This window comes from Ruegeria sp. YTSC003, assembly GCF_059609785.1.
Genome location: NZ_JBXWMK010000002.1, coordinates 254,199 through 273,007, shown reverse-complemented (window position 1 = coordinate 273,007; position 18,809 = coordinate 254,199). Strand labels below are relative to the sequence as shown.

16 protein-coding genes are annotated in these 18,809 nt (G+C 56.8%); 9 read left to right on the top strand and 7 right to left on the bottom strand.

All coding sequences use genetic code 11. From position 1 onward, the window contains the following. The first annotated feature begins 36 nt into the window (after positions 1-36). Both AC2FFH_RS05105 and AC2FFH_RS05100 read left to right on the top strand, forming a co-directional pair. Positions 37-1,008 carry a DUF808 domain-containing protein gene (locus tag AC2FFH_RS05105; protein ID WP_496739915.1) on the top strand — a complete coding sequence of 324 codons (972 nt, stop codon included), beginning with the start codon at positions 37-39 and terminating at the stop codon, positions 1,006-1,008. A gap of 75 nt (positions 1,009-1,083) precedes the next feature. After that, a complete protein-coding gene (locus tag AC2FFH_RS05100; protein ID WP_496843903.1) occupies positions 1,084-1,437 on the top strand; it encodes a hypothetical protein in 354 nt (117 codons plus the stop codon). A gap of 51 nt (positions 1,438-1,488) precedes the next feature. On the opposite strand, the gene tkt is transcribed toward AC2FFH_RS05100, so the two are convergent. Beyond that, positions 1,489-3,513 (bottom strand): transketolase, encoded by a 2,025-nt coding sequence (tkt, locus tag AC2FFH_RS05095; protein WP_496765105.1) that lies wholly within the window; start codon positions 3,511-3,513, stop codon positions 1,489-1,491. Positions 3,514-3,747: 234 nt separating this feature from the next. Here tkt and AC2FFH_RS05090 point away from each other — a divergent pair, with 234 nt between their 5' ends. From AC2FFH_RS05090 to AC2FFH_RS05080, 3 genes are read left to right on the top strand one after another with little or no spacing between them, the layout of a single operon-like run. Then, positions 3,748-4,545: a hypothetical protein gene (locus AC2FFH_RS05090; protein ID WP_496765102.1), complete on the top strand. Its 798-nt coding sequence runs from the start codon at positions 3,748-3,750 to the stop codon at positions 4,543-4,545. Beyond that, entirely contained in the window at positions 4,545-4,940 is a 396-nt protein-coding gene (locus AC2FFH_RS05085) for a cell division protein ZapA (protein ID WP_496739919.1), read from the top strand. Before AC2FFH_RS05090 ends, AC2FFH_RS05085 begins: the two co-directional genes overlap by 1 nt. Further along, positions 4,937-5,287 (top strand): MliC family protein, encoded by a 351-nt coding sequence (locus tag AC2FFH_RS05080; protein WP_496843902.1) that lies wholly within the window; start codon positions 4,937-4,939, stop codon positions 5,285-5,287. Before AC2FFH_RS05085 ends, AC2FFH_RS05080 begins: the two co-directional genes overlap by 4 nt. Here the strand turns inward: AC2FFH_RS05080 and grxD are convergent, their stop codons facing one another. The 6 genes from grxD to AC2FFH_RS05050 form a co-directional block, all read right to left on the bottom strand. Next, complete coding sequence (grxD, locus tag AC2FFH_RS05075) at positions 5,288-5,650, bottom strand: Grx4 family monothiol glutaredoxin (RefSeq protein WP_496765098.1); 363 nt, start codon at positions 5,648-5,650, stop codon at positions 5,288-5,290. Beyond that, positions 5,637-5,927, bottom strand: a complete 291-nt coding sequence (locus AC2FFH_RS05070; RefSeq protein WP_496776729.1) for a hypothetical protein — start codon at positions 5,925-5,927, stop codon at positions 5,637-5,639. The genes grxD and AC2FFH_RS05070 overlap by 14 nt, the downstream gene beginning before the upstream one ends. Before the next feature lie 232 nt (positions 5,928-6,159). Continuing rightward, positions 6,160-6,396, bottom strand: a complete 237-nt coding sequence (locus tag AC2FFH_RS05065) for a BolA/IbaG family iron-sulfur metabolism protein (RefSeq protein WP_170412908.1) — start codon at positions 6,394-6,396, stop codon at positions 6,160-6,162. Between the two features lie 136 nt (positions 6,397-6,532). After that, positions 6,533-8,692 carry a phosphoribosylformylglycinamidine synthase subunit PurL gene (purL, locus tag AC2FFH_RS05060; RefSeq protein ID WP_496781338.1) on the bottom strand — a complete coding sequence of 720 codons (2,160 nt, stop codon included), beginning with the start codon at positions 8,690-8,692 and terminating at the stop codon, positions 6,533-6,535. Between the two features lie 189 nt (positions 8,693-8,881). Then, a complete protein-coding gene (locus AC2FFH_RS05055) occupies positions 8,882-11,128 on the bottom strand; it encodes a mechanosensitive ion channel family protein (RefSeq protein WP_496843901.1) in 2,247 nt (748 codons plus the stop codon). Positions 11,129-11,405: 277 nt separating this feature from the next. Then, positions 11,406-12,311, bottom strand: coding sequence for a LysR family transcriptional regulator (locus AC2FFH_RS05050; RefSeq protein ID WP_058271530.1), 906 nt, complete (start codon positions 12,309-12,311; stop codon positions 11,406-11,408). A 171-nt stretch (positions 12,312-12,482) separates the two neighbouring features. Between AC2FFH_RS05050 and AC2FFH_RS05045 the strand changes: the two genes are divergently transcribed. The 4 genes from AC2FFH_RS05045 (at position 12,483) to argC (ending at position 18,802) form a co-directional block, all read left to right on the top strand. Then, positions 12,483-15,902, top strand: coding sequence for an indolepyruvate ferredoxin oxidoreductase family protein (locus tag AC2FFH_RS05045; RefSeq protein WP_496843900.1), 3,420 nt, complete (start codon positions 12,483-12,485; stop codon positions 15,900-15,902). Positions 15,903-15,982: 80 nt separating this feature from the next. Then, entirely contained in the window at positions 15,983-16,861 is an 879-nt protein-coding gene (locus AC2FFH_RS05040) for a lysophospholipid acyltransferase family protein (RefSeq protein ID WP_496765084.1), read from the top strand. 8 nt (positions 16,862-16,869) lie between these two features. Beyond that, on the top strand, positions 16,870-17,679 hold the full coding sequence (gene murI, locus AC2FFH_RS05035) for a glutamate racemase (RefSeq protein ID WP_496843899.1): 810 nt from the start codon (positions 16,870-16,872) through the stop codon (positions 17,677-17,679). A gap of 94 nt (positions 17,680-17,773) precedes the next feature. Then, positions 17,774-18,802 carry an N-acetyl-gamma-glutamyl-phosphate reductase gene (gene argC / locus AC2FFH_RS05030; RefSeq protein WP_496843898.1) on the top strand — a complete coding sequence of 343 codons (1,029 nt, stop codon included), beginning with the start codon at positions 17,774-17,776 and terminating at the stop codon, positions 18,800-18,802. The last annotated feature ends 7 nt before the right edge of the window (positions 18,803-18,809 follow it).

Genomic DNA, 18,809 nt, shown 5'->3' with positions numbered 1-18,809 from the left:
GCTCCGGGTGCGGCAGGTGAATTGAAAGGAAACACCATGAGCGGTCTGTTGGCCCTGTTGGATGATGTAGCGGGTATTGCAAAGGTAGCGGCATCGTCTGTGGATGATGTGGTCGCGGCTGCCGGGAAGGCAGGGGCGAAGACCGCAGGCGTTATCATTGACGATGCCGCCGTGACCCCGAAATACGTTCAGGGATTCGCCCCGGCGCGGGAATTGCCGATCATCTGGCGTATCGCGCGCGGATCTATCTTTAACAAGATCATCCTGCTGCTGCCGGTTGCCTTACTGCTGGCGAACTTTGCACCGTGGTTGATTACGCCTTTGTTGATGATCGGCGGCTCTTATTTGTGTTTCGAAGGGGCCGAGAAGATATTTCATGTCCTATTCCCTCATGGCAGTCACGTTATCGACGAAGATATGGCCATTCGCGACCCCGGCCATCTGGAAGAGCAAAAGGTCAAAGGCGCGATCAAGACAGATTTTATCCTTTCGGCTGAAATCATGACGATTGCGCTGGCCGCGATTGAGGCCCCAAACCTGTGGATGCAGGCCGCGACCTTGGCGGTTGTGGGGATCGGTGTCACCGTGGCGGTCTACGGGTCAGTTGCCCTGATCGTGAAGATGGACGATGTCGGGCTGTACCTCGCGCAAAACGCACCGACACCGATTGGGCGAGGGCTTGGGCGCGGGTTGGTCAAAGCCATGCCGGTTGTCATGAAAATCCTGTCCATAGTCGGCACCGCCGCGATGTTGTGGGTCGGCGGTTCCATCATCATTCACGGGATGGAGGTTCTGGGCTTTGGGTGGCTGGGACACCACATCCACGACTGGGCCTATGCCATTGGTCATTCCGTGTCTGAGCAGTGGACCGGCGTTGTTGAATGGGTATCCAAGGCAACGATGGACGGTGTGTTCGGTCTGGCATGGGGATTTGTTCTGATCCCGGTGGCGACAAAGGTGGTCGGGCCGATGATCGGGATGTTTTCAAAGAAGACTGATGCGCATTAAATTCATAATCCTGAAATGAGAGACCTGAGCCATTTACCGACTTTTAGACCGGTCCAGAGTTGGGTTCGCATACAATTGAAGGGACGGGCAGCCAAACGCAAAGCGGCGGCCTTGTCGGCCATGAACCTTGGTGCGGAACAAATACCGTTTGAACCGCTCAGGCTTTACCAGGTACTGTATTTCCGGATCGACACGGCGGAGACTGCGGCCCGACGCGCCAAGTGGGCAGGGGGGCGATTGTTTAACCTGCTCAGCGGCCAGTCGGCGCAATTCATTCCGCTATATGGAACGCATGTTAGGCAGGTTTTGTCTGCTGCAGGGCTGAACGTGCCCGATAGGATTGTGCCAGCAGAACGGTATGAGTTGCGGTTGGGTTATGCGAAACGGGCCTATACGGCGTTGAAGGCCGAGTTAAAGCAGCCAAAATAGGAAAGGGCGGCCAAAGCCGCCCTTTTTGTATCTGGCTGATGAGCCGAGCGTTTATTGACCCAGCAGTTCCTTGACCTTGGCCACTGTCGCCTCGGCGGTGATGCCGAAATGCTTGTACAGTTCACCGGCTGGGGCCGACGCACCGAAGCTGGACATGCCGATGAAACCGGCTTTGGCTTCGCGACCACGTTCACCCAGCAACCAGCGATCCCAGCCACCGGCGCGAACGGCGGCCTCAATACCAACGCGGACGGGTCCACCTGGCAGGACGCGCTTTCGATAGGCTTCATCCTGCTCGGCGAACAGCTCCATCGAGGGCATTGAGACGACGCGGGTGCCAATGCCTTCAGCCTCAAGCATCGCTTTGGCTTCCATCGCCAGCGATACTTCGGACCCGGTGGCGATCAGGATGGCCTGACGTTTGCTGTCCGCGTCGGCCAGAACATACGCGCCCTGTGCGGTCAGGTTCTTGGTCTTGTGTTCTTTGCGAACCGTCGGCACGCCCTGACGGGTCAGCGACAGAACGGACGGGCTATTCTTGAAGGTCAGAGCCAACTCCCAGGCCTCAGCCGTCTCGACCACATCAGCAGGACGGAACACATAAGTGTTCGGCGTTGCGCGCGAGATTGCCAAATGCTCGACCGGCTGGTGGGTCGGGCCGTCTTCGCCCAGACCAATCGAGTCATGGGTCATCACGAAGACCGTCGGCACCTTCATCAAAGCGGCCAAACGCATAGAGGGGCGGGCATAGTCGGTGAACGCCATGAACGTGCCGCCATATGGGCGGATACCACCGTGCAGCGCCATACCGTTCATCGCTGCGGCCATTCCGTGCTCACGGATACCATAGTGAATATAGCGACCCTTGCGGTTTTCCGGCAGGAATACGCCCATATCCGCAGATTTGGTGTTGTTCGACCCGGTCAAGTCGGCCGAACCGCCAACGGTCTCGGGCATGATCGGGTTCACGACGTTCAGAACCTTTTCCGAAGACGCGCGGGTGGCGAGTTTCGGCTGATCTTCCGACATCTGCTTTTTGAACGCACGGATGGCACCGGCCAGTTTCTTAGGTGCATCAAACGCATAGGCGCGGTTGAATTCGGCCTGTTTGCGTTCGGAAATCTGCGCGAAACGCTCTTCCCATTCGGCGCGTTCAGCCGCGCCACGGGCACCGATGGCCTCCCAAGCCGATTTGACGTCAGTAGGGACCACAAAGGCATCATGGGGCCAACCATAGCCGTTTTTGGCGGCTTTCAGCTGATCCTGATCGGTCAGTGCGCCGTGACCTTTGGAAGTATCTTGTGCGGCGTGACCAAGCGCAATATGGCTTTCGCAGGCGATCATGGATGGTTTGTTCGATGATTTGGCTTGCACAATGGCCGCATCAATCGCGATCGGATCATGACCATCGATTTCAATCACGTTCCAGCCCGAAGCCTTGAAACGGCGCACTTGATCGGTGCGATCGGCAATATCCACGGTGCCGTCGATGGTGATGTTGTTGTTGTCCCAGAAAACAATCAGTTTGCTGAGCTCATGACGGCCAGCCAGAGTGATGGCTTCCTGGCTGACGCCTTCCATCAGGCAGCCGTCACCCGCGATGACGTAAGTATAGTGGTCGACAACCTTTTTACCGTAATGGGCGCGCTGAATTTCTTCGGCCATGGCGAAACCAACTGCGTTGGAAATGCCCTGACCCAGTGGTCCGGTCGTGGTTTCAATCCCGTCCACCAGGAAGTTTTCCGGGTGGCCTGCAGTTTTCGCACCCAGCTGGCGGAAGTTCTTGATCTCGTCCAGCGTCACGTCCGCATGACCGGTGAGATACAGCAGAGAATAGACCAGCATCGAACCGTGACCTGCAGACAGGATGAACCGATCACGATCGGGCCAGTTCGGGGCCGAGGCGTCGAATTTCAGATGCTTTTCAAACAGCACGGTCGCAACGTCGGCCATGCCCATCGGCATACCGGAATGGCCGGAATTGGCGGCAGCGACGGCGTCAAGGGTCAGGGTGCGGATAGCCGCAGCCTTGTTCCAGTGTTCAGGATTGGCATTGCGCAGCGCAGTCAGGTCCACGGGCGTTGTTCCTTTGGATTACAGGCAGATGGGGCGCTCAATACCATCCACCCCCCAAAGTGCAAGTGGAACCGAGGGTGGCGTCGCATTCGTGGTTCAAGAATGCTGTCCAAGTGATTGAAAGCAAACAGTGGGTATTTTCCGTTTCATTCGGTTAGACTAGGCCAATACCCGGCCTGTATTGATTCGGATGGGCCGCGAAAAAGTGAACCTTGGTAAAGAGGTGGCAGGGGCATGAGCCAGATCGAAGAATTACAGCGCCGTATCGTTGCCGCGATGGAGAGGATCGGAACCGGGGTCGACGCCCTGCGTGACGCGGTGCCTGCAAGTGGCGGTGACGACACCGCTCTACACACGGCATTGGAAGACGAGCGCGTCGCCAATGCGCAGCTGGAAGAGCGGCTGAAATCCCTCAAGGAACGGCACGAGAAAGAAGTCGACGCGATGCGCGCCGACATGGATGCGCTGAAAGCAACGCCAGCCGAAGATCCTGAAAACGGCGCGTTGCGTCAGCAGCTGTCAGAGGCCACCGCCAAATTGGCGGCGGTCGAAGCGGCCAGGGCCGAGTTGGCAGAGGCTAAGGCTGCATTGGAAAACCAGGACGAACTGGTTGTTCTCAAGACAGAAAACGATGAACTTAAATCGGTTGTGAGCAAAACGCAGTCGCTTGAAGATGAGAATAGAAAGTTGCGGTCCGAATTGGCCGACAGCGAGCGTGTTGCGGAGTTAAGCGCAGAGCTTGAGATGCTGCGTGCGGAACGTGCCAGCCACGGCGCGGCCATGTCGCGTTTGGATGATGATCTTCAACGTATGCGCAAGGCGAACGAACAACTGCGCAACTCGGTTGATGAGTTGCGGGCGGCCAGCAAGGACGGTCTGGCCGATGCCGAGCTGTTGAACCGCGCGACTGTGGCCGAGCTTGAGGCGACGAAGGCTGCGCAGGCGACGGACGCTGCCGAAGCTCAGGCGGTACTGGCCCGGCTGGAACCGTTGCTGTCGCAGGCAAAGCTGGCTGAGGGGGAGGTAGAGTAATGCCCGAATTGACCATTCATATCGGTGGCCGTGGTTTTGACGTTTCCTGCCAGGACGGTGAAGAGCCATTTCTGCAATCTGCGGCGAAAATGCTGGATGACGAAGCGCAGGTTTTGTCTGATCAGATCGGTCGGATGCCCGAAGCACGCATGCTGTTGATGGCCGGGCTGATGCTGGCCGACAAGACCGCCGCTACAGATGACAAGCTCAAACGGGCAGAGTCCAAGTTGGCCGAAGTTGAAGCCGAATTGCAAAGCCTGCGCAACCGACCTGAGCCCGAGCCTGAAAGAATTGAAGTGGCCGTCGTCCCGCCTTCGGTCACGGACACACTGGCCGAACTGGCCGCACGCGCCGAAGCCCTGGCCTCGGTGGTTGAGGAGAAAACGGCAAAATGAATGTGTTGAAAACGGTAGCGTTGACCGGTCTGATTGGTCTACCGGGGGGCTTGGCCTGGGCGGAAATAGATATCCTACCGGTTACCTTCACCTGCCAGAATGGCGTTGAATTGCAGGTTGCGTATTTCAATGCGGCTGATGGGTCTGGTGCGGCGGCGATGATGGTGGACAACCAATTGGTTGCCCTGCAGCAAGTGCCCAGCGGATCGGGTATTCGCTATGAAACCGCAGGAGAGACCGGGTCGTATATCCTGCGATCAAAAGGGTGGGATGCGACAGTCAGCTTTCTGGCGACCGGAGGGGCCGCCAGTGAGCAGGTTGTTTTGGAGAATTGCAACAGTCGCTGATCAGGCGTTTGCTTCGCGAATTTTGTCAGCAGCTTCCTTGTTGAATTCGACACCGTTTTCGTCAAACAAAGTGTCCAATTCGCCCGACAGGGTCATCTCGGTGATGATGTCGCAGCCACCGACGAATTCACCTTTGACATACAGCTGTGGAACTGTTGGCCAGTCAGAATAATCCTTGATGCCCTGACGAACGTCTTCGTCGGCCAGAACATTAACATCGGCATATTCAACGCCCATGTAATTCAGCACGCCGGCCACGCGGGACGAGAACCCACATTGGGGCATCTCTTTGGTGCCTTTCATGTAGAGCACCACATCGTTGGCTTTGACGGTTTCGTCGATCTGAGTCTTAACGTCGGTCATCTTGCTTGTCCTTTTCACCCGCGTCGGGGGCGGTCGTTTCATCTTGTGACGGGTCGGGACCCCATCCTTCTTCCTCAAGTCGCCGATGCTCGGCCTGTGCCAGAGCCAGCGGATCCAGCCCGTATCTTTCAATGCCGCCGACTTTGCTGATCTTGTCCGGATCGGGGCGCATGTCGGCCAGCTTACGCTTTCTGTTGCGCTTCACATAGGCTTCGATAAGCGCCGCGGCAACTATCAATGTCGCGAGTGCGCCTATCCAGAAGAGCCAGCCGGTCATTTTTTTGGAGCCATGGCTTTGGCGTATTCATGAGGGTCTCTAGGTATTAGCCCAGCTTGTCCTTGATCCCCATTTAGTCCGTTAAAGCTTGACGCAACCAGTGTAGCGTTCTGATTGGGTGTTGTTCCACGTTTGGTTGAATAGCGCGTTTTGCCAAACGTCGATTTGATGATGAGTACAATTCCGATGAACGTAAACACCCCGGAAACAGTATATACCCAAGCAGTAAACGTCATTCAGGCACTTTCGTCGTGAGCGCCAGAGCGTGCAGCTCTCCGTCCGAGCCGTCCATCTTGCCCTTCAGGGCGGCATAGACTGCGCGCTGTTGTTGCACCCGGTTTTTCCCGCGAAAGCTTTCGTCCACGACCATTGCGGACATATGCACGCCATCGCTGCCGCCAACCTGAATTTCCGCATCCGGAAAGGTTTCACGCAGTAGGGCTTCGATTTCGTGGGCGCTCATCGGCATGTAGGTTTCTCCTGAAGGTCTTTCTCAAGATGTAGAGCGCCCGGACGGGGCGTGCAAGAGGAGGATAGGGAACCTGAAACGACAAAACCTGCGCCGGGGCAGGCGCAGGTTTCATTTTGCAAAGATTGCTTCGGTGTTATGCGACGGCCTCAGCAAAGCTGGTGCGGAACGTGGTAGCCAGATCCTCTAACGCGGCCTCAGAGTTGCCAACCCGAATGCTATCGCCAGTGAACCGACCTACGGACACCAGAGGAACGCCTGCCTGACCAGCAGCGATCATCAGCGCCTCGGCCTGATCAAAGTTGCACGCGACCAGATAACGGGCCTGATCCTCGCCGAACAGGAACTCGGTCGAGGCTTCATCGAGGTGAACGCCGACGCCTGCGGATTCCGCCAGCTCAAAGGCTGCTAGCGCCAGGCCACCGTCACCCAGATCGGTGCAGGCCTTGATCATCTCGCGGTTGGCCCGGATGAACTCGCCGTTGCGTTTTTCGGCATCCAGATCAACATGCGGCGCGTCGCCGTCTTCGCGGTTGAACACTTCGGCCAGCAGGGCGGATTGGCCAAGATGGCCGTTTGTCTCGCCGATGACTAGCGCGACATGGCCCTCGCGAACCTCGTTGCCGATGATCTCGTCCGTGTGGTTCAGCAAACCTACTGCGCCAATGGTCGGGGTCGGCAGGATCGCCTGGCCATCGGTTTCGTTGTACAGTGAGACGTTGCCCGACACGATCGGCATATCCAGCGCGGCTACGGCTTCGCCGATGCCCTGGATCGCGCCGACGAACTGGCCCATGATCTCGGGCTTTTCGGGGTTGCCGAAGTTCAGGTTATCGGTGGTCGCCAATGGGTTGGCTCCAACGGCGGTCAGGTTGCGGTAGGCCTCGGCCACAGCCTGCTTGCCGCCCTCAACAGGGTTGGCGCGGACATAGCGTGGGGTTACGTCGCTGGTGAAGGCAAGTGCCTTGTCAGTGCCGTGCACGCGGACCATGCCTGCGCCCAGACCTGGGGTTCGGGCGGTGTCGGCCATGACCATGGTGTCGTACTGCTCATAAACCCACTGCTTGCCTGCATAGTTTGGAGAAGCGAGCAAGGCGCGCAGACCGTCGATCGGGTCGATTTGCGGGACTTCAGCCAGTTCTTCGGCTTCCGGCGTAGCCTCCCACGGGCGGTCGTATTCCGGCGCCGTCGAGGACAGCTTGGACAGGACCAGATCGGCTTTGACTTCGCCGTTGTGAAGGATCAGGAAGCGGTCTTCGGCGATGGTTTCGCCGACGATGGCGAAGTCCAGGTCCCATTTTTCGAACACGGCGCGGGCTTCGGCTTCAAGCTCGGGCTTGAGGACCATCAGCATGCGTTCCTGAGATTCAGACAGCATCATCTCATAGGCTGTCATATCCTCTTCGCGCTGGGGAACGTTTTCCAGATCCAGACGCACACCCAGACCGCCCTTGTCGCCCATCTCAACGGCAGAACAGGTCAGACCAGCCGCCCCCATATCCTGGATCGAGATCACGGCACCCGTCTGCATCAGCTCCAGCGTCGCCTCCATCAGGCGCTTTTCAGTGAACGGGTCGCCAACTTGAACAGTGGGGCGCTTTTCTTCGATGGTGTCATCGAACTCGGCCGAGGCCATGGTTGCACCGCCAACGCCATCGCGGCCAGTTTTTGCACCCAGATAGACGACGGGCATACCAACGCCGGAGGCTGCCGAGTAGAAAATCTTGTCGCTGTCGGCCAATCCGGCGGCAAAGGCGTTTACAAGACAGTTGCCGTTATACGCTGGGTGGAAACGAACTTCACCGCCAACACATGGTACTCCGAAACAGTTGCCGTAGCCGCCGATGCCTTCGACCACACCATTGACCAGTTGGCGGGTTTTGTGGTGGCCGGGCTCACCAAAGGATAGCGCGTTCATGGATGCGATAGGCCGCGCGCCCATGGTAAAGACGTCACGCAAGATGCCGCCAACGCCTGTGGCCGCGCCCTGATAGGGTTCGATGTATGAAGGGTGGTTGTGGCTTTCCATCTTGAACACCACTGCCTGCCCGTCGCCAATATCGACCACACCTGCGTTTTCGCCCGGTCCGCAGATCACCTGAGGCCCGGAGGTGGGCAAGGTGCGCAGCCATTTCTTGGACGATTTGTAGGAACAATGTTCGTTCCACATGGCCGAAAAGATGCCGAGTTCGGTAAATGTCGGCTCGCGCCCGATGATTTCGAGGATCATATCGTATTCGTCGGGCTTCAGCCCGTGTGCGGCAATCAGATCCGGGGTGATGGCGGGCTCTTGCATCGTTTGTCCTTGTCCAGGTTGGCCGGGATTGCCGGCCTTTTAGGGCAAGGTGCCGTCTGTGGAAAGGGTCAAGTCAGCGCAGGCCAATTGTGAAAGTAAAAAACGGAACCGGCGATTGGGCCGGTTCCGTCTGTTGTTTTGAAAATGAGGGTGTCAGTCAGTGTCCAATCAGCGACTGAACCGATGCCGCTAGGCCGGGTTTTGCGCCTTGGACGCATCTGCAGCCGCAGCGCCAACGGCTGCCTTTTGCTCCTCGGTCAGATTTTCGGCATCATCCAGCCCCGGAATAGCGACGCGAACTTCGCGACGGGCAAAGTCGATGCCGTTTTCCTTGAAGGCGGCTTTGACCCGATTGAAGATCTCTTTGCGCAAGGTGAACTGCTTGCCCGGTTTTGCCATGAACTTACCGCGGATGATCATGCCTACATCGTCAAAGTCGAACACACCCTGAGATTTGAAGGGCTGCAGGAAGCCGTCCTTGTGAACCTCATCCTCCATCATCTCGGCGCCGATCTTCTTGAAGATTTTCTTCACCTTGTTCGGATCGGTATCGAAGGGCACGGTGAACTTCAGCTTCATGATGACCCAGTCGCGGCTGAAGTTGGTGATCTTCTGAATCTCACCATATGGGATGGTATGAACCAGACCGCGGTGGTGGCGCAATTGCATGGAGCGGATCGAGATCTTTTCGACCGTTCCCATGGTGCCGCCGATATCGACATATTCACCTACCCGGAACGCATCGTCGATCAGGAAAAAGATCCCGCCGACAATGTCAGAGACCAGTTTCTGCGCACCAAAGCCGATAGCCAGGCCTAGAATACCAGCACCAGCCAGCAGCGGTGTGATATCCAGACCCAGCGCGCCAAGCGCCAGCAGGACAAATATCACCGCAATCGCGACCTGAGCTGTCACGCGCAGCAGGGGCAGAACCGTCGCCAGACGTGATCCACCAGAACCGCCGCCTTCGCCCGCTTCTTGATCGGCACTTTGTTCAACCGCAGTTTGCTCTTTCGCAAGGCGACGGTTGATCCAAAGCGAAACGACCTCGTTCAGGATGTAGCCAACAGCAATGATGATGAAGAACTGGATGACCTTGCTACCGGATTCATCCCCACCACCCGCGATTTCACTGAGGTCGAGATCCCATGCCCTGGCGATCATCAGGATGACAAGAATGCCGGCCAAAACCCGACCAATCCGGATATAACTGCGTTTAGTAGACTTGTATGCGCGCTCGGCCACCGGGCCTTCGCCAAGCATAGGCGGTTGCAGATGGCGAACCAACCCACGTATCAGCGTATCCAAGGCAGGTGCGATCAGCAGCCAAGCCATGGTGGTGAAATGCGCCCCCTTGACCAGCAGCGCCAAAGACGAGGGATTGCGTTGCGCTACGATAAACTCGACCAGCAGCCAGATTACCGCCGACACGCCGATTGCGAAGTAGGGGTAGTAGTGGGCGACTTCCTCATCAAATTTGGAATGATCAGGGTCGGTACCCAACATCATCTGAGACAGGCCTTCGCGCGCGGTCCAGGCGATGACGCCGATATAGATATGGATCGCTGCGTTCAGCCAGAAACCAATGCGTGTTTCGCCGCTGGTAATGCCGTTCAGCCTGTTGAAATGAAGCAGGAACAGCGTGAAACCGACCAAAATAAGCAGACCGATCAGGTTGCGGTGTAGGTATTTCGCCCAGTGATCATCGATATTCACCAGCCGGTAGTGAGGTTTGCTGGGTGCAAGTACGAACCGCGAGGCTGCTGCGCCCAAGCGCGGAATCCAGATCAGGTAAAAAACGAAGGGTGCCGCGTAGGTGATTTGTTCCGGAGTCAGAAGCCCACGCCCGACCGCGCGGATGACGACATAGAACACGACCAATCCTGCGATCTCGCGGCAAAAACGGCGAAACAGGTACCTGACGGCGCCCCAAAGATCATTTTCATCTCCGACTTCAGCATGTTCGTGCCACCGCCGAGTAAGGAATTCGAACAGCTTTTCTGCGAGGAAGCCGACGACAAGTACGCTGAGGATTAGGCCCAACAGGGTAAACGCGCCGGTTGTACCAAAGGTTGCCGAAAAGTTTTTGAAAGCGTCGGCTTGCGCACTGAAAATGTTCGGAACCGTGACGATAACCTGAGTCCACGACGCCACCATTTCGGCCCAGATCTCATTGATTTCCGTGATTGGGTCTTCGCGCTCTTCCGCTTCGGCGGCATTTTTTTCCGCAACCGCGTCCAGACGCTCTAACAAGATCGCGCGGACCTGGTCGTCGGACATACGTGCGACCATGTCATCGACTTGTTCGGGCGTCAGATCCTCGGGAATTGTGACGGTAGTCGGTGCACTAGAGGTACTAGTGACCTGGGCAAGTGCTGGCCCAGATAATAGCGCAATGGAGAAGAACGCCATTAACAGGCGAGTGAGGTGAAACATCGAATCTGTCCTCGACCATAAGTCTTGATGATTTTTTCGTGATCATAGGCTTAAGTGCAGGATCTTCCCAGATGTTTCACCCATTTCAGATATGAATTTAGTGTTGCGGGCAAAAAAAAGGCCGAGCACTAAGCTCGGCCGTAGTCCAACAGGGAGGTGAAGATGATGAGCGTTACAGCATCACCGCCTTCGATTGCTCATTTAGGGGGCGGTTTGTGTACTATCAAGGTTTTATAGACTGATCGCAGATCATTGCCGCTATGCCACTGGTGCATAGCTACAGTTTTCCCATCTGCTTCAACTGCTTGCGCTGCGCAATGATCTCATCCTGAACAAAGTCGCGGAATGCCGCGACGCGTTTGGAATGGCGCAGTTCCTCGGGGTAGGCGAGATAAACCGGGACATCGGCGGTTTCGATATCCGACAGGATCGACTGCAGATGCGGAAAGTCATGGGTCACGTAATCCGGCAACACACCGATGCCGAGGTTGTGCAAAACACCCTGCAAAACACCAAAATAGTTGTTCACCGTCAACAGCGAGGTCGGATTATAGGTCATCAGGTGCCGGACCATCATTGCGCTTGCGCCGACCTGCGGGGCCGAGGGTGTCTGGCAGATCAACCTGTGTTTCGAGATGTCTTCGGGACTTTCTGGGCTGCCGCGTTCTTCCAGGTATTCCGGCGTAGCATAAAGCTGCATTTGCACGGTCATCAGGCGTTTTCGAACCAGATCGGCTTGGCTGGGTTCTTTCATGCGGATGGCGACATCGGCCTCGCGCATCGGCAGGTCGAGAACACGCTCTTCCAGCATCAGGTCGATATTTAGATCGGGGTATTGCTCGTATAGTTTCGGAAGGCGTGGTGCTAGCCAGAGTGTGCCAAAGCCAAACGTGGTGGTAACGCGCAGAACTCCGAACACTTCTTCTTCGCTGTCGCGAATGCGGGCGGCGGCCGCATCCAGACGTTTTGACATGGCCGATGTCGCGTCGAACAGCAGCTCTCCCTGTTCGGTTAGAATCAGGCCGCGGGCGTGGCGGTGAAAAAGCGTCGAATCAAGCGACTCTTCAAGCGCACGGATCTGCCGACTGACCGCGGATTGGGACAGATTCAGCTTGTCCCCCGCATGAGTCAGGCTGCCCGCATCCGCAACCGCGTGAAATATCCTTAACTTGTCCCAATCCATCGCCGCAACTTTCGTTATCCTTCCGAAGCCCTATATGAAATAGGTAACAAGTTCTACATTCAAACTGTTGAAACGTTACAATAACAGACTGGTAGGTCCTATACAGGTCAGCTTTTTTGACCTAAAATGCGTATGAATGAAGCACACTGATCTGACGAGGGGAGGCGTCCGATGAGTCAGCCACAAATATCGCTAAACGACCGGTTCGATCTTGAGAAAAACCCCGTTCTTTTGAACGGCACACAGGCGCTGGTGCGTCTTATGTTGATGCAGAAGGCACGGGACAATGAGGCGGGTCTGAATACCGCAGGTCTTGTGACCGGATACCGCGGCTCGCCCCTTGGGGCTGTAGATCAACAGATGATGCGAGCCCAGAAACATCTGGCTGAAAGCGATGTGACCTTTCAGTTCGGGCTGAACGAAGATTTGGCCGCCACAGCATTATGGGGTAGCCAACAGGCCGGGTTGCGCGGTGACGGCAAGTTCGACGGCGTCTTTGGACTTTGGTACGGCAAGGGTCCGGGAGTGGACCGTTCCGGCGACGTGATGCGTCACGCGAACATGGCCGGAACCGCCAAACATGGCGGCGTTCTGATGGCCATGGGTGACGACCATACCGGCGAAAGCTCGACCGTGTTGCATCAGTCTGAATGGTCTTTGGTCGACACGTACATGCCTGTGGTTAGCCCTGCTGGTGTGCAGGAAATTTTGGACTATGGCATCTACGGGTTCGCACTCAGCCGGTTTGCAGGCGTCTGGGTAGGGCTGAAGACAATGAAAGACACGATCGAGGTTACCTCGGTCGTGGATGGCAGCCCGGATCGCATGAACGTGGTGGTTCCCGAATTCGACATTCCCGAAGGCGGTTTGAACATTCGGTTGGGTGATACACCGCACCTACAGGAAGGGCGGGTCATTGACTATAAGCGTTTCGCGGCCGAGACGTTCTCGCATGCCAACAAGATGGACAAGCGCGTCTGGGGCAAACCGGGCGCGAAAATCGGGTTTGTAGCGGCCGGCAAGAATTGGCTGGACCTGACGCACGCCATGTCATTGCTGAATATTGATGAGGCCGAGGCCGAGCGCCTGGGCATTACGACTTACAAGATTGGTCAGACATTCCCGCTGGATATGGCGGGTTTCCATGACTGGGCCGAAGGATTGGACCTGATTGTAATCGTTGAAGAAAAACGAAAGCTGATCGAGGTTCAGGTCAAAGAGGCCATCTTTGACGACCGCCGCGGGCGTCGCGTCTACGGCTGGTACAAGGGCGGGGCCGGTACCTTGCATCGTGAAGAACTGTTCCCGACACGCGGCGCGCTGGATCCGATCATGATCGCCGAAAAACTGGGCGATATCCTGATTGAGGAAGGGCGCGATACTGACGGGGTGCGCGCTGGAATGGCCAAGCTATCCGAGGCGCGCCGGGCGGATAATGCAGAAGAGATTGCAACGCGTTTGCCGTATTTCTGCTCGGGCTGCCCACATAACAGTTCGACCAAACTGCCCGACGGCAGCCGGGCCTATGCGGGGATCGGCTGTCACTACATGGTGCAGTGGATGGATCGGGAAACCACCGGGTTCACCCAGATGGGCGGAGAGGGTGCGAACTGGATCGGCGAAGCGCCGTTCTCGACGACCGATCACGTGTTTCAGAACCTAGGTGACGGGACATACAACCACTCGGGCGTTCAATCGATCCGAGCGGCGCTGTCGGCAGGAACCAACATCACCTTCAAAATCCTGTTCAATGATGCCGTCGCCATGACGGGCGGGCAGGATAACGAAGGTGATCTGAGCGCAGAGCGGATCGTGGCCGAGGTCAAGGCCATGGGCGTTCAGCATGTGGCCGTGGTTTACGATGAAAAAGAAGACGTGAACTTCAAGGCAATGCCGTCTGGCGTGGAAACCTTTGAACGCGCCGAGCTGATGAACGTGCAGAAGAAATTCCGCGAGATCGAAGGCGTTTCGGTCATCGTCTACGTTCAGACCTGCGCGGCAGAAAAGCGTCGCCGTCGCAAGCGGGGTACGTTCCCGGATCCAGACAAGCGCGTGTTCATCAACTCGGACATCTGTGAGGGGTGCGGCGATTGCGGGGTTCAGTCGAACTGCGTCTCGATCGTTCCGAAAGAGACCGAGTTGGGGCGCAAGCGCGCTATCGACCAGTCCAGCTGCAACAAGGATTTCTCTTGCCTGAAAGGGTTTTGCCCGTCTTTCGTGACATTGGAAGGGGCCAAGATCCGCAAAGAGGCCACGACCGAGATCGATTTGCCGGACTTGCCGATGCCCGTTCTGCCGACGATCAACGGTACACATAACGTTGTCATTACTGGCATTGGCGGGACTGGCGTGGTCACTCTGGGCGCTGTGATGGCGCAAGCAGCTCAGATCGACGGCAAGGGCGCCGGGATGATGGAGATGGCGGGTCTGGCCCAAAAAGGCGGCGCGGTGCACATACATTGCCGTCTGGCCAACCGGCCCGAGGACATCAGTGCCATTCGTGTGGCCACGGGCGAGGCACATGCGCTGATTGGGGGCGACCTTGTTGTGTCCGCTGGGGCCAAAACGCTTGGACTGACTCGCACCGGACAAACTGGTGCCGTGGTAAACAGCCATGAAACCGTCACGGGCGACTTTACCCGCGACACCAACTTCCAAATCCCCGGCGATCGACTAGAGCTTGCGCTGCAGGCGCGGTTGAAAGAGGGTCTGTCGCTGTTCGACGCCACCGATCTGGCACGCGCGGTGATGGGCGACTCGATTTACTCCAACATGATGGTCTTGGGAGCGGCCTGGCAGCGTGGTTTGTTACCGATCAGCCATGAAGCGATGTTACAGGCGATCGAGTTGAACGGGACCGCGGTTGAGCGCAACAAACGCGCCTTTGATATTGGCCGTTGGGCCGTTCTGCATCCGGAAGATGTCACCGCGATTTTGAACCCTCAGGTGACCGAGCTGCCAAAAACTCTGGAACAGCTGATTGAATTCCGTGCGCAGCACCTGACCGACTACCAAGGCGCCCGTCTGGCAAAGCGTTATCGTAAGCTTGTCGATAGCTTCGAGGATGATACCGTCAAAGAGGCCGTCGCAAGAGGGTATCATAAGCTATTGTCTTACAAGGATGAATACGAAGTTGCGCGTCTGTTGCTTCGCAGTCGCGAACAGGCAGAGGCCGAGTTTGACGGCGACTTCAAGATGACCCTGCACCTTGCGCCACCGATATTGGGTGGGAAGGATGCAGAAGGCCGGCCACGCAAGCGGGCATTCGGAGAGTGGATGTTGGGTCCGTTGAAGTTGCTTTCCAGGTTGAAAGGCCTGCGTGGTACTCCATGGGATATCTTTGGCTACAGCACCGAGAGACGGATGGAGCGCGCCTTGATCCGGCAATATGAACATGATCTCAAAGAGATAACGCCCTTGGTTACACCACAAACCAAGGATGCGGTTGTTGCTTTGGCCAAGTTGCCACTAGAGATCAAGGGTTTTGGCCCGGTTCTACTTGAAAACGAGGCTAAGGCCGCAAAAAGGCGCGAAGAACTGTTGGCGACCATTCGAAATGGCGGTCCAGAAATGCAAGCGGCGGCCGAATAATCCGTCACAAGCCTGTCACGATAGCTAGGCAAAAATGTTACTTGGTACTATCTAGCAGGTGCCAAGTATCGGAGTTCGAAATGCCCTCGCGCCGCCACGTTGCTCGTGACATCTCTTATGCCTATTCCGCCGAAACCAAAGGCGGGCGTATGGTTATTAAGTTGATGGAGAACACAACGGGTCGCATGCGCCTGATTAAGCGTGCAGACGGGTATGAAAAAGAAGTGGCCGACGGGCGTGATTTCTGGTCGGTCATGGTTGAGAGGTACGGGCTTACGCTGGACGTGGTCAGCGGGTCTTTGTCCAACATTCCCAAAACCGGGCCACTGATCCTGATTGCCAACCATCCATATGGTATTCTGGACGGGATGATGATGGGGCATATCTTGTCCGAAACGCGCGGAGATTTTCGCATTCTGGCGAACCACGTGTTTCGCAAGGCCGAAGACTTGGACAACATTGTCTTGCCTATATCGTTTGAAGAAACGAAAGAGGCGATGAAGCAGAATATTGAAACCCGGAAAACCGCGCTGAACTATCTGGGTGATGGCGGTGCCATTGGGATATTTCCGGGTGGCACGGTGAGCACGGGCGTAAAGCCGTTCTCACATCCGATGGATCCGGGGTGGCGTGGGTTTACTGCAAGGATGGTGGCCAAATCCGAGGCTACCGTAGTGCCCGTTTTCTTTGACGGTCACACCTCGCGCCTGTTCCAGATTGCCAGCCATCTGCACAACACTTTGCGCATGGGGTTGCTGATCAAAGAGTTCAAAAAGCGCGTCGATACGCCGGTAAAAGTGGTCATCGGTGAGCCGATTTCCCGCGACGTTTTGGACCCGTTAGCCACCGACAAACGCAAGATGATGGATTTCTTGCGCAAAGCCACGTATGAGCTGTCCCCAAAGCCGCTGAAGTCTTATGACTACGGCTATGAATTTGAGGAACGGCATCGCGCCTAAAGGGGCAAATGGCAGTAGGCATCTTTGATTCCGGATTGGGCGGTCTGACCGTCCTGAACGCCGCGCAGAAACGTCTGCCCGACGTAGATTTTCTATATTTCGCGGACAGCGCACACGCGCCCTATGGCGTGCGGGACGCTGAAAATATCTATGACCTGACACGCAGCGCCGTGAACGATCTGTGGAACCGTGGTTGTGATCTTGTGATTCTGGCTTGCAATACCGCCAGCGCGGCCGCATTGCGCCGGATGCAGGAAGAGGGTGTGCCCGAAGGCAAGCGCGTGCTTGGCGTGTTTGTTCCGCTTATTGAGGCGCTGACGGAACGGCAGTGGGGCGATAACAGTCCACCTCGTGAAGTTGCGGTCAAACATGTGGCCCTGTTTGCGACGCCTGCCACAGTGTCCAGTCGGGCCTTTCAGCGGGAATTGGCGTTTCGGGCCATCGGTGTCGATGTCGAGGCGCAGGCCTGTGGAGGTGTCGTCGACGCCATTGAGGACGGTGACATGATCCTGGCCGAAGCGTTGGTGCGGTCGCATGTGGATGCGCTAAAACGCAAGATGCCCGAGCCGCAGGCGGCGATTCTGGGTTGCACCCATTACCCGCTGATGGCCGAAACCTTCCAGCGGGCTCTTGGGCCGGATGTTCAGGTGTACAGTCAGGGTGATTTGGTCGCCGAAAGCCTGGCGGATTACTTGCAAAGGCATCCGAGAATGCAGGGTGACGGCGATGGTGGCTTTCTGACCACCGGCAAGCCCGAGTTCGTCAGTGACAGGGCGACGCAATTCCTCCGACGACAAATCACCTTTGAGGCCGCCTGACTTAGGTCAAGGACGCAGCCTGTTTGATCCCGTAGTTCAACGACCGTCACACCGGCGATCGTATCCTGTGACACACTGAAACAAGAGGTCTGACATGACCCATAGAATCGCAATTTTGGGCGCATCTGGTTATACCGGCGCTGAACTGGTGCGGCTGATCGCCGAGCACCCGAATATGGACATCGTCGCGCTGGCCGCCGAGCGAAAGGCTGGTCAGTCGATGGCGCAGGTCTTTCCGCATCTGCGGCACATGGACTTGCCAGATCTGTGTAAAATTTCCGAGATCGATTTCTCGCAAGTCGACCTGTGTTTTTGCGCGCTGCCGCATAAAACCAGCCAAGAGGTCATTCGAGACCTGCCCAAGAACCTGAAGATCGTCGATCTGTCTGCGGATTTCAGGCTGCGTGACCCCGAAGAGTACGAAAAGTGGTACGGAAACCCGCATGTGGCAATGGAGCGGCAGGAAGAGGCGGTCTATGGCCTGACCGAGTTCTATCGGGATGAGATCCGCAATGCGCGCCTTGTGGCCGGAACCGGCTGCAATGCGGCGACTGGTCAGTACGTGCTGCGCCCGCTGATTTCGGCCGGCGTCATTGATCTGGACGATATCGTGTTGGATCTGAAATGCGCTGTGTCCGGGGCAGGGCGGTCGCTGAAGGAAAACCTGCTGCATGCAGAGCTTAGCGAAGGTTATAACGCCTATGCGGTTGGTGGCACGCATCGACATCTGGGTGAGTTTGATCAGGAATTCTCGGCTCTGGCCGGGCGGACCGTTCATGTGCAATTCACACCACACCTGATCCCGGCCAACCGGGGTATTCTGGCAACGACTTATGTCAAGGGTGATCCGAGCAGCGTATATGAGGCGCTGGCAAAGGCTTATGTAGACGAACCCTTTATCCAGATGCTGCCCTTTGGCGAGGCACCCTCGACCCACCATGTGCGGGGATCGAACTTTTGCCATATCGGCGTGGTCGCCGACCGAATCGAACGCCGGGCCATTGTGATCGGCGCGTTGGATAACCTGACAAAAGGTAGCAGCGGGCAAGCTTTGCAGAACGCTAACCTGATGTTAGGTGAGGATGAAACCTGGGGCCTGATGATGGCCCCCTTGTTCCCGTGAGGACGGT

Coding starts and splice junctions, on each gene's coding strand:
- AC2FFH_RS05105 (WP_496739915.1), top strand. CDS start 37: ATGAGCGGTCTGTTGGCCCTGTTGGATGATGTAGCGGGTATTGCAAAG.
- AC2FFH_RS05090 (WP_496765102.1), top strand. CDS start 3,748: ATGAGCCAGATCGAAGAATTACAGCGCCGTATCGTTGCCGCGATGGAG.
- AC2FFH_RS05085 (WP_496739919.1), top strand. CDS start 4,545: ATGCCCGAATTGACCATTCATATCGGTGGCCGTGGTTTTGACGTTTCC.
- AC2FFH_RS05080 (WP_496843902.1), top strand. CDS start 4,937: ATGAATGTGTTGAAAACGGTAGCGTTGACCGGTCTGATTGGTCTACCG.
- grxD (WP_496765098.1), bottom strand. CDS start 5,650: ATGACCGACGTTAAGACTCAGATCGACGAAACCGTCAAAGCCAACGAT.
- AC2FFH_RS05070 (WP_496776729.1), bottom strand. CDS start 5,927: ATGACCGGCTGGCTCTTCTGGATAGGCGCACTCGCGACATTGATAGTT.
- AC2FFH_RS05065 (WP_170412908.1), bottom strand. CDS start 6,396: ATGCCGATGAGCGCCCACGAAATCGAAGCCCTACTGCGTGAAACCTTT.
- purL (WP_496781338.1), bottom strand. CDS start 8,692: ATGCAAGAGCCCGCCATCACCCCGGATCTGATTGCCGCACACGGGCTG.
- AC2FFH_RS05055 (WP_496843901.1), bottom strand. CDS start 11,128: ATGTTTCACCTCACTCGCCTGTTAATGGCGTTCTTCTCCATTGCGCTA.
- AC2FFH_RS05050 (WP_058271530.1), bottom strand. CDS start 12,311: ATGGATTGGGACAAGTTAAGGATATTTCACGCGGTTGCGGATGCGGGC.
- AC2FFH_RS05045 (WP_496843900.1), top strand. CDS start 12,483: ATGAGTCAGCCACAAATATCGCTAAACGACCGGTTCGATCTTGAGAAA.
- AC2FFH_RS05040 (WP_496765084.1), top strand. CDS start 15,983: ATGCCCTCGCGCCGCCACGTTGCTCGTGACATCTCTTATGCCTATTCC.
- murI (WP_496843899.1), top strand. CDS start 16,870: ATGGCAGTAGGCATCTTTGATTCCGGATTGGGCGGTCTGACCGTCCTG.
- argC (WP_496843898.1), top strand. CDS start 17,774: ATGACCCATAGAATCGCAATTTTGGGCGCATCTGGTTATACCGGCGCT.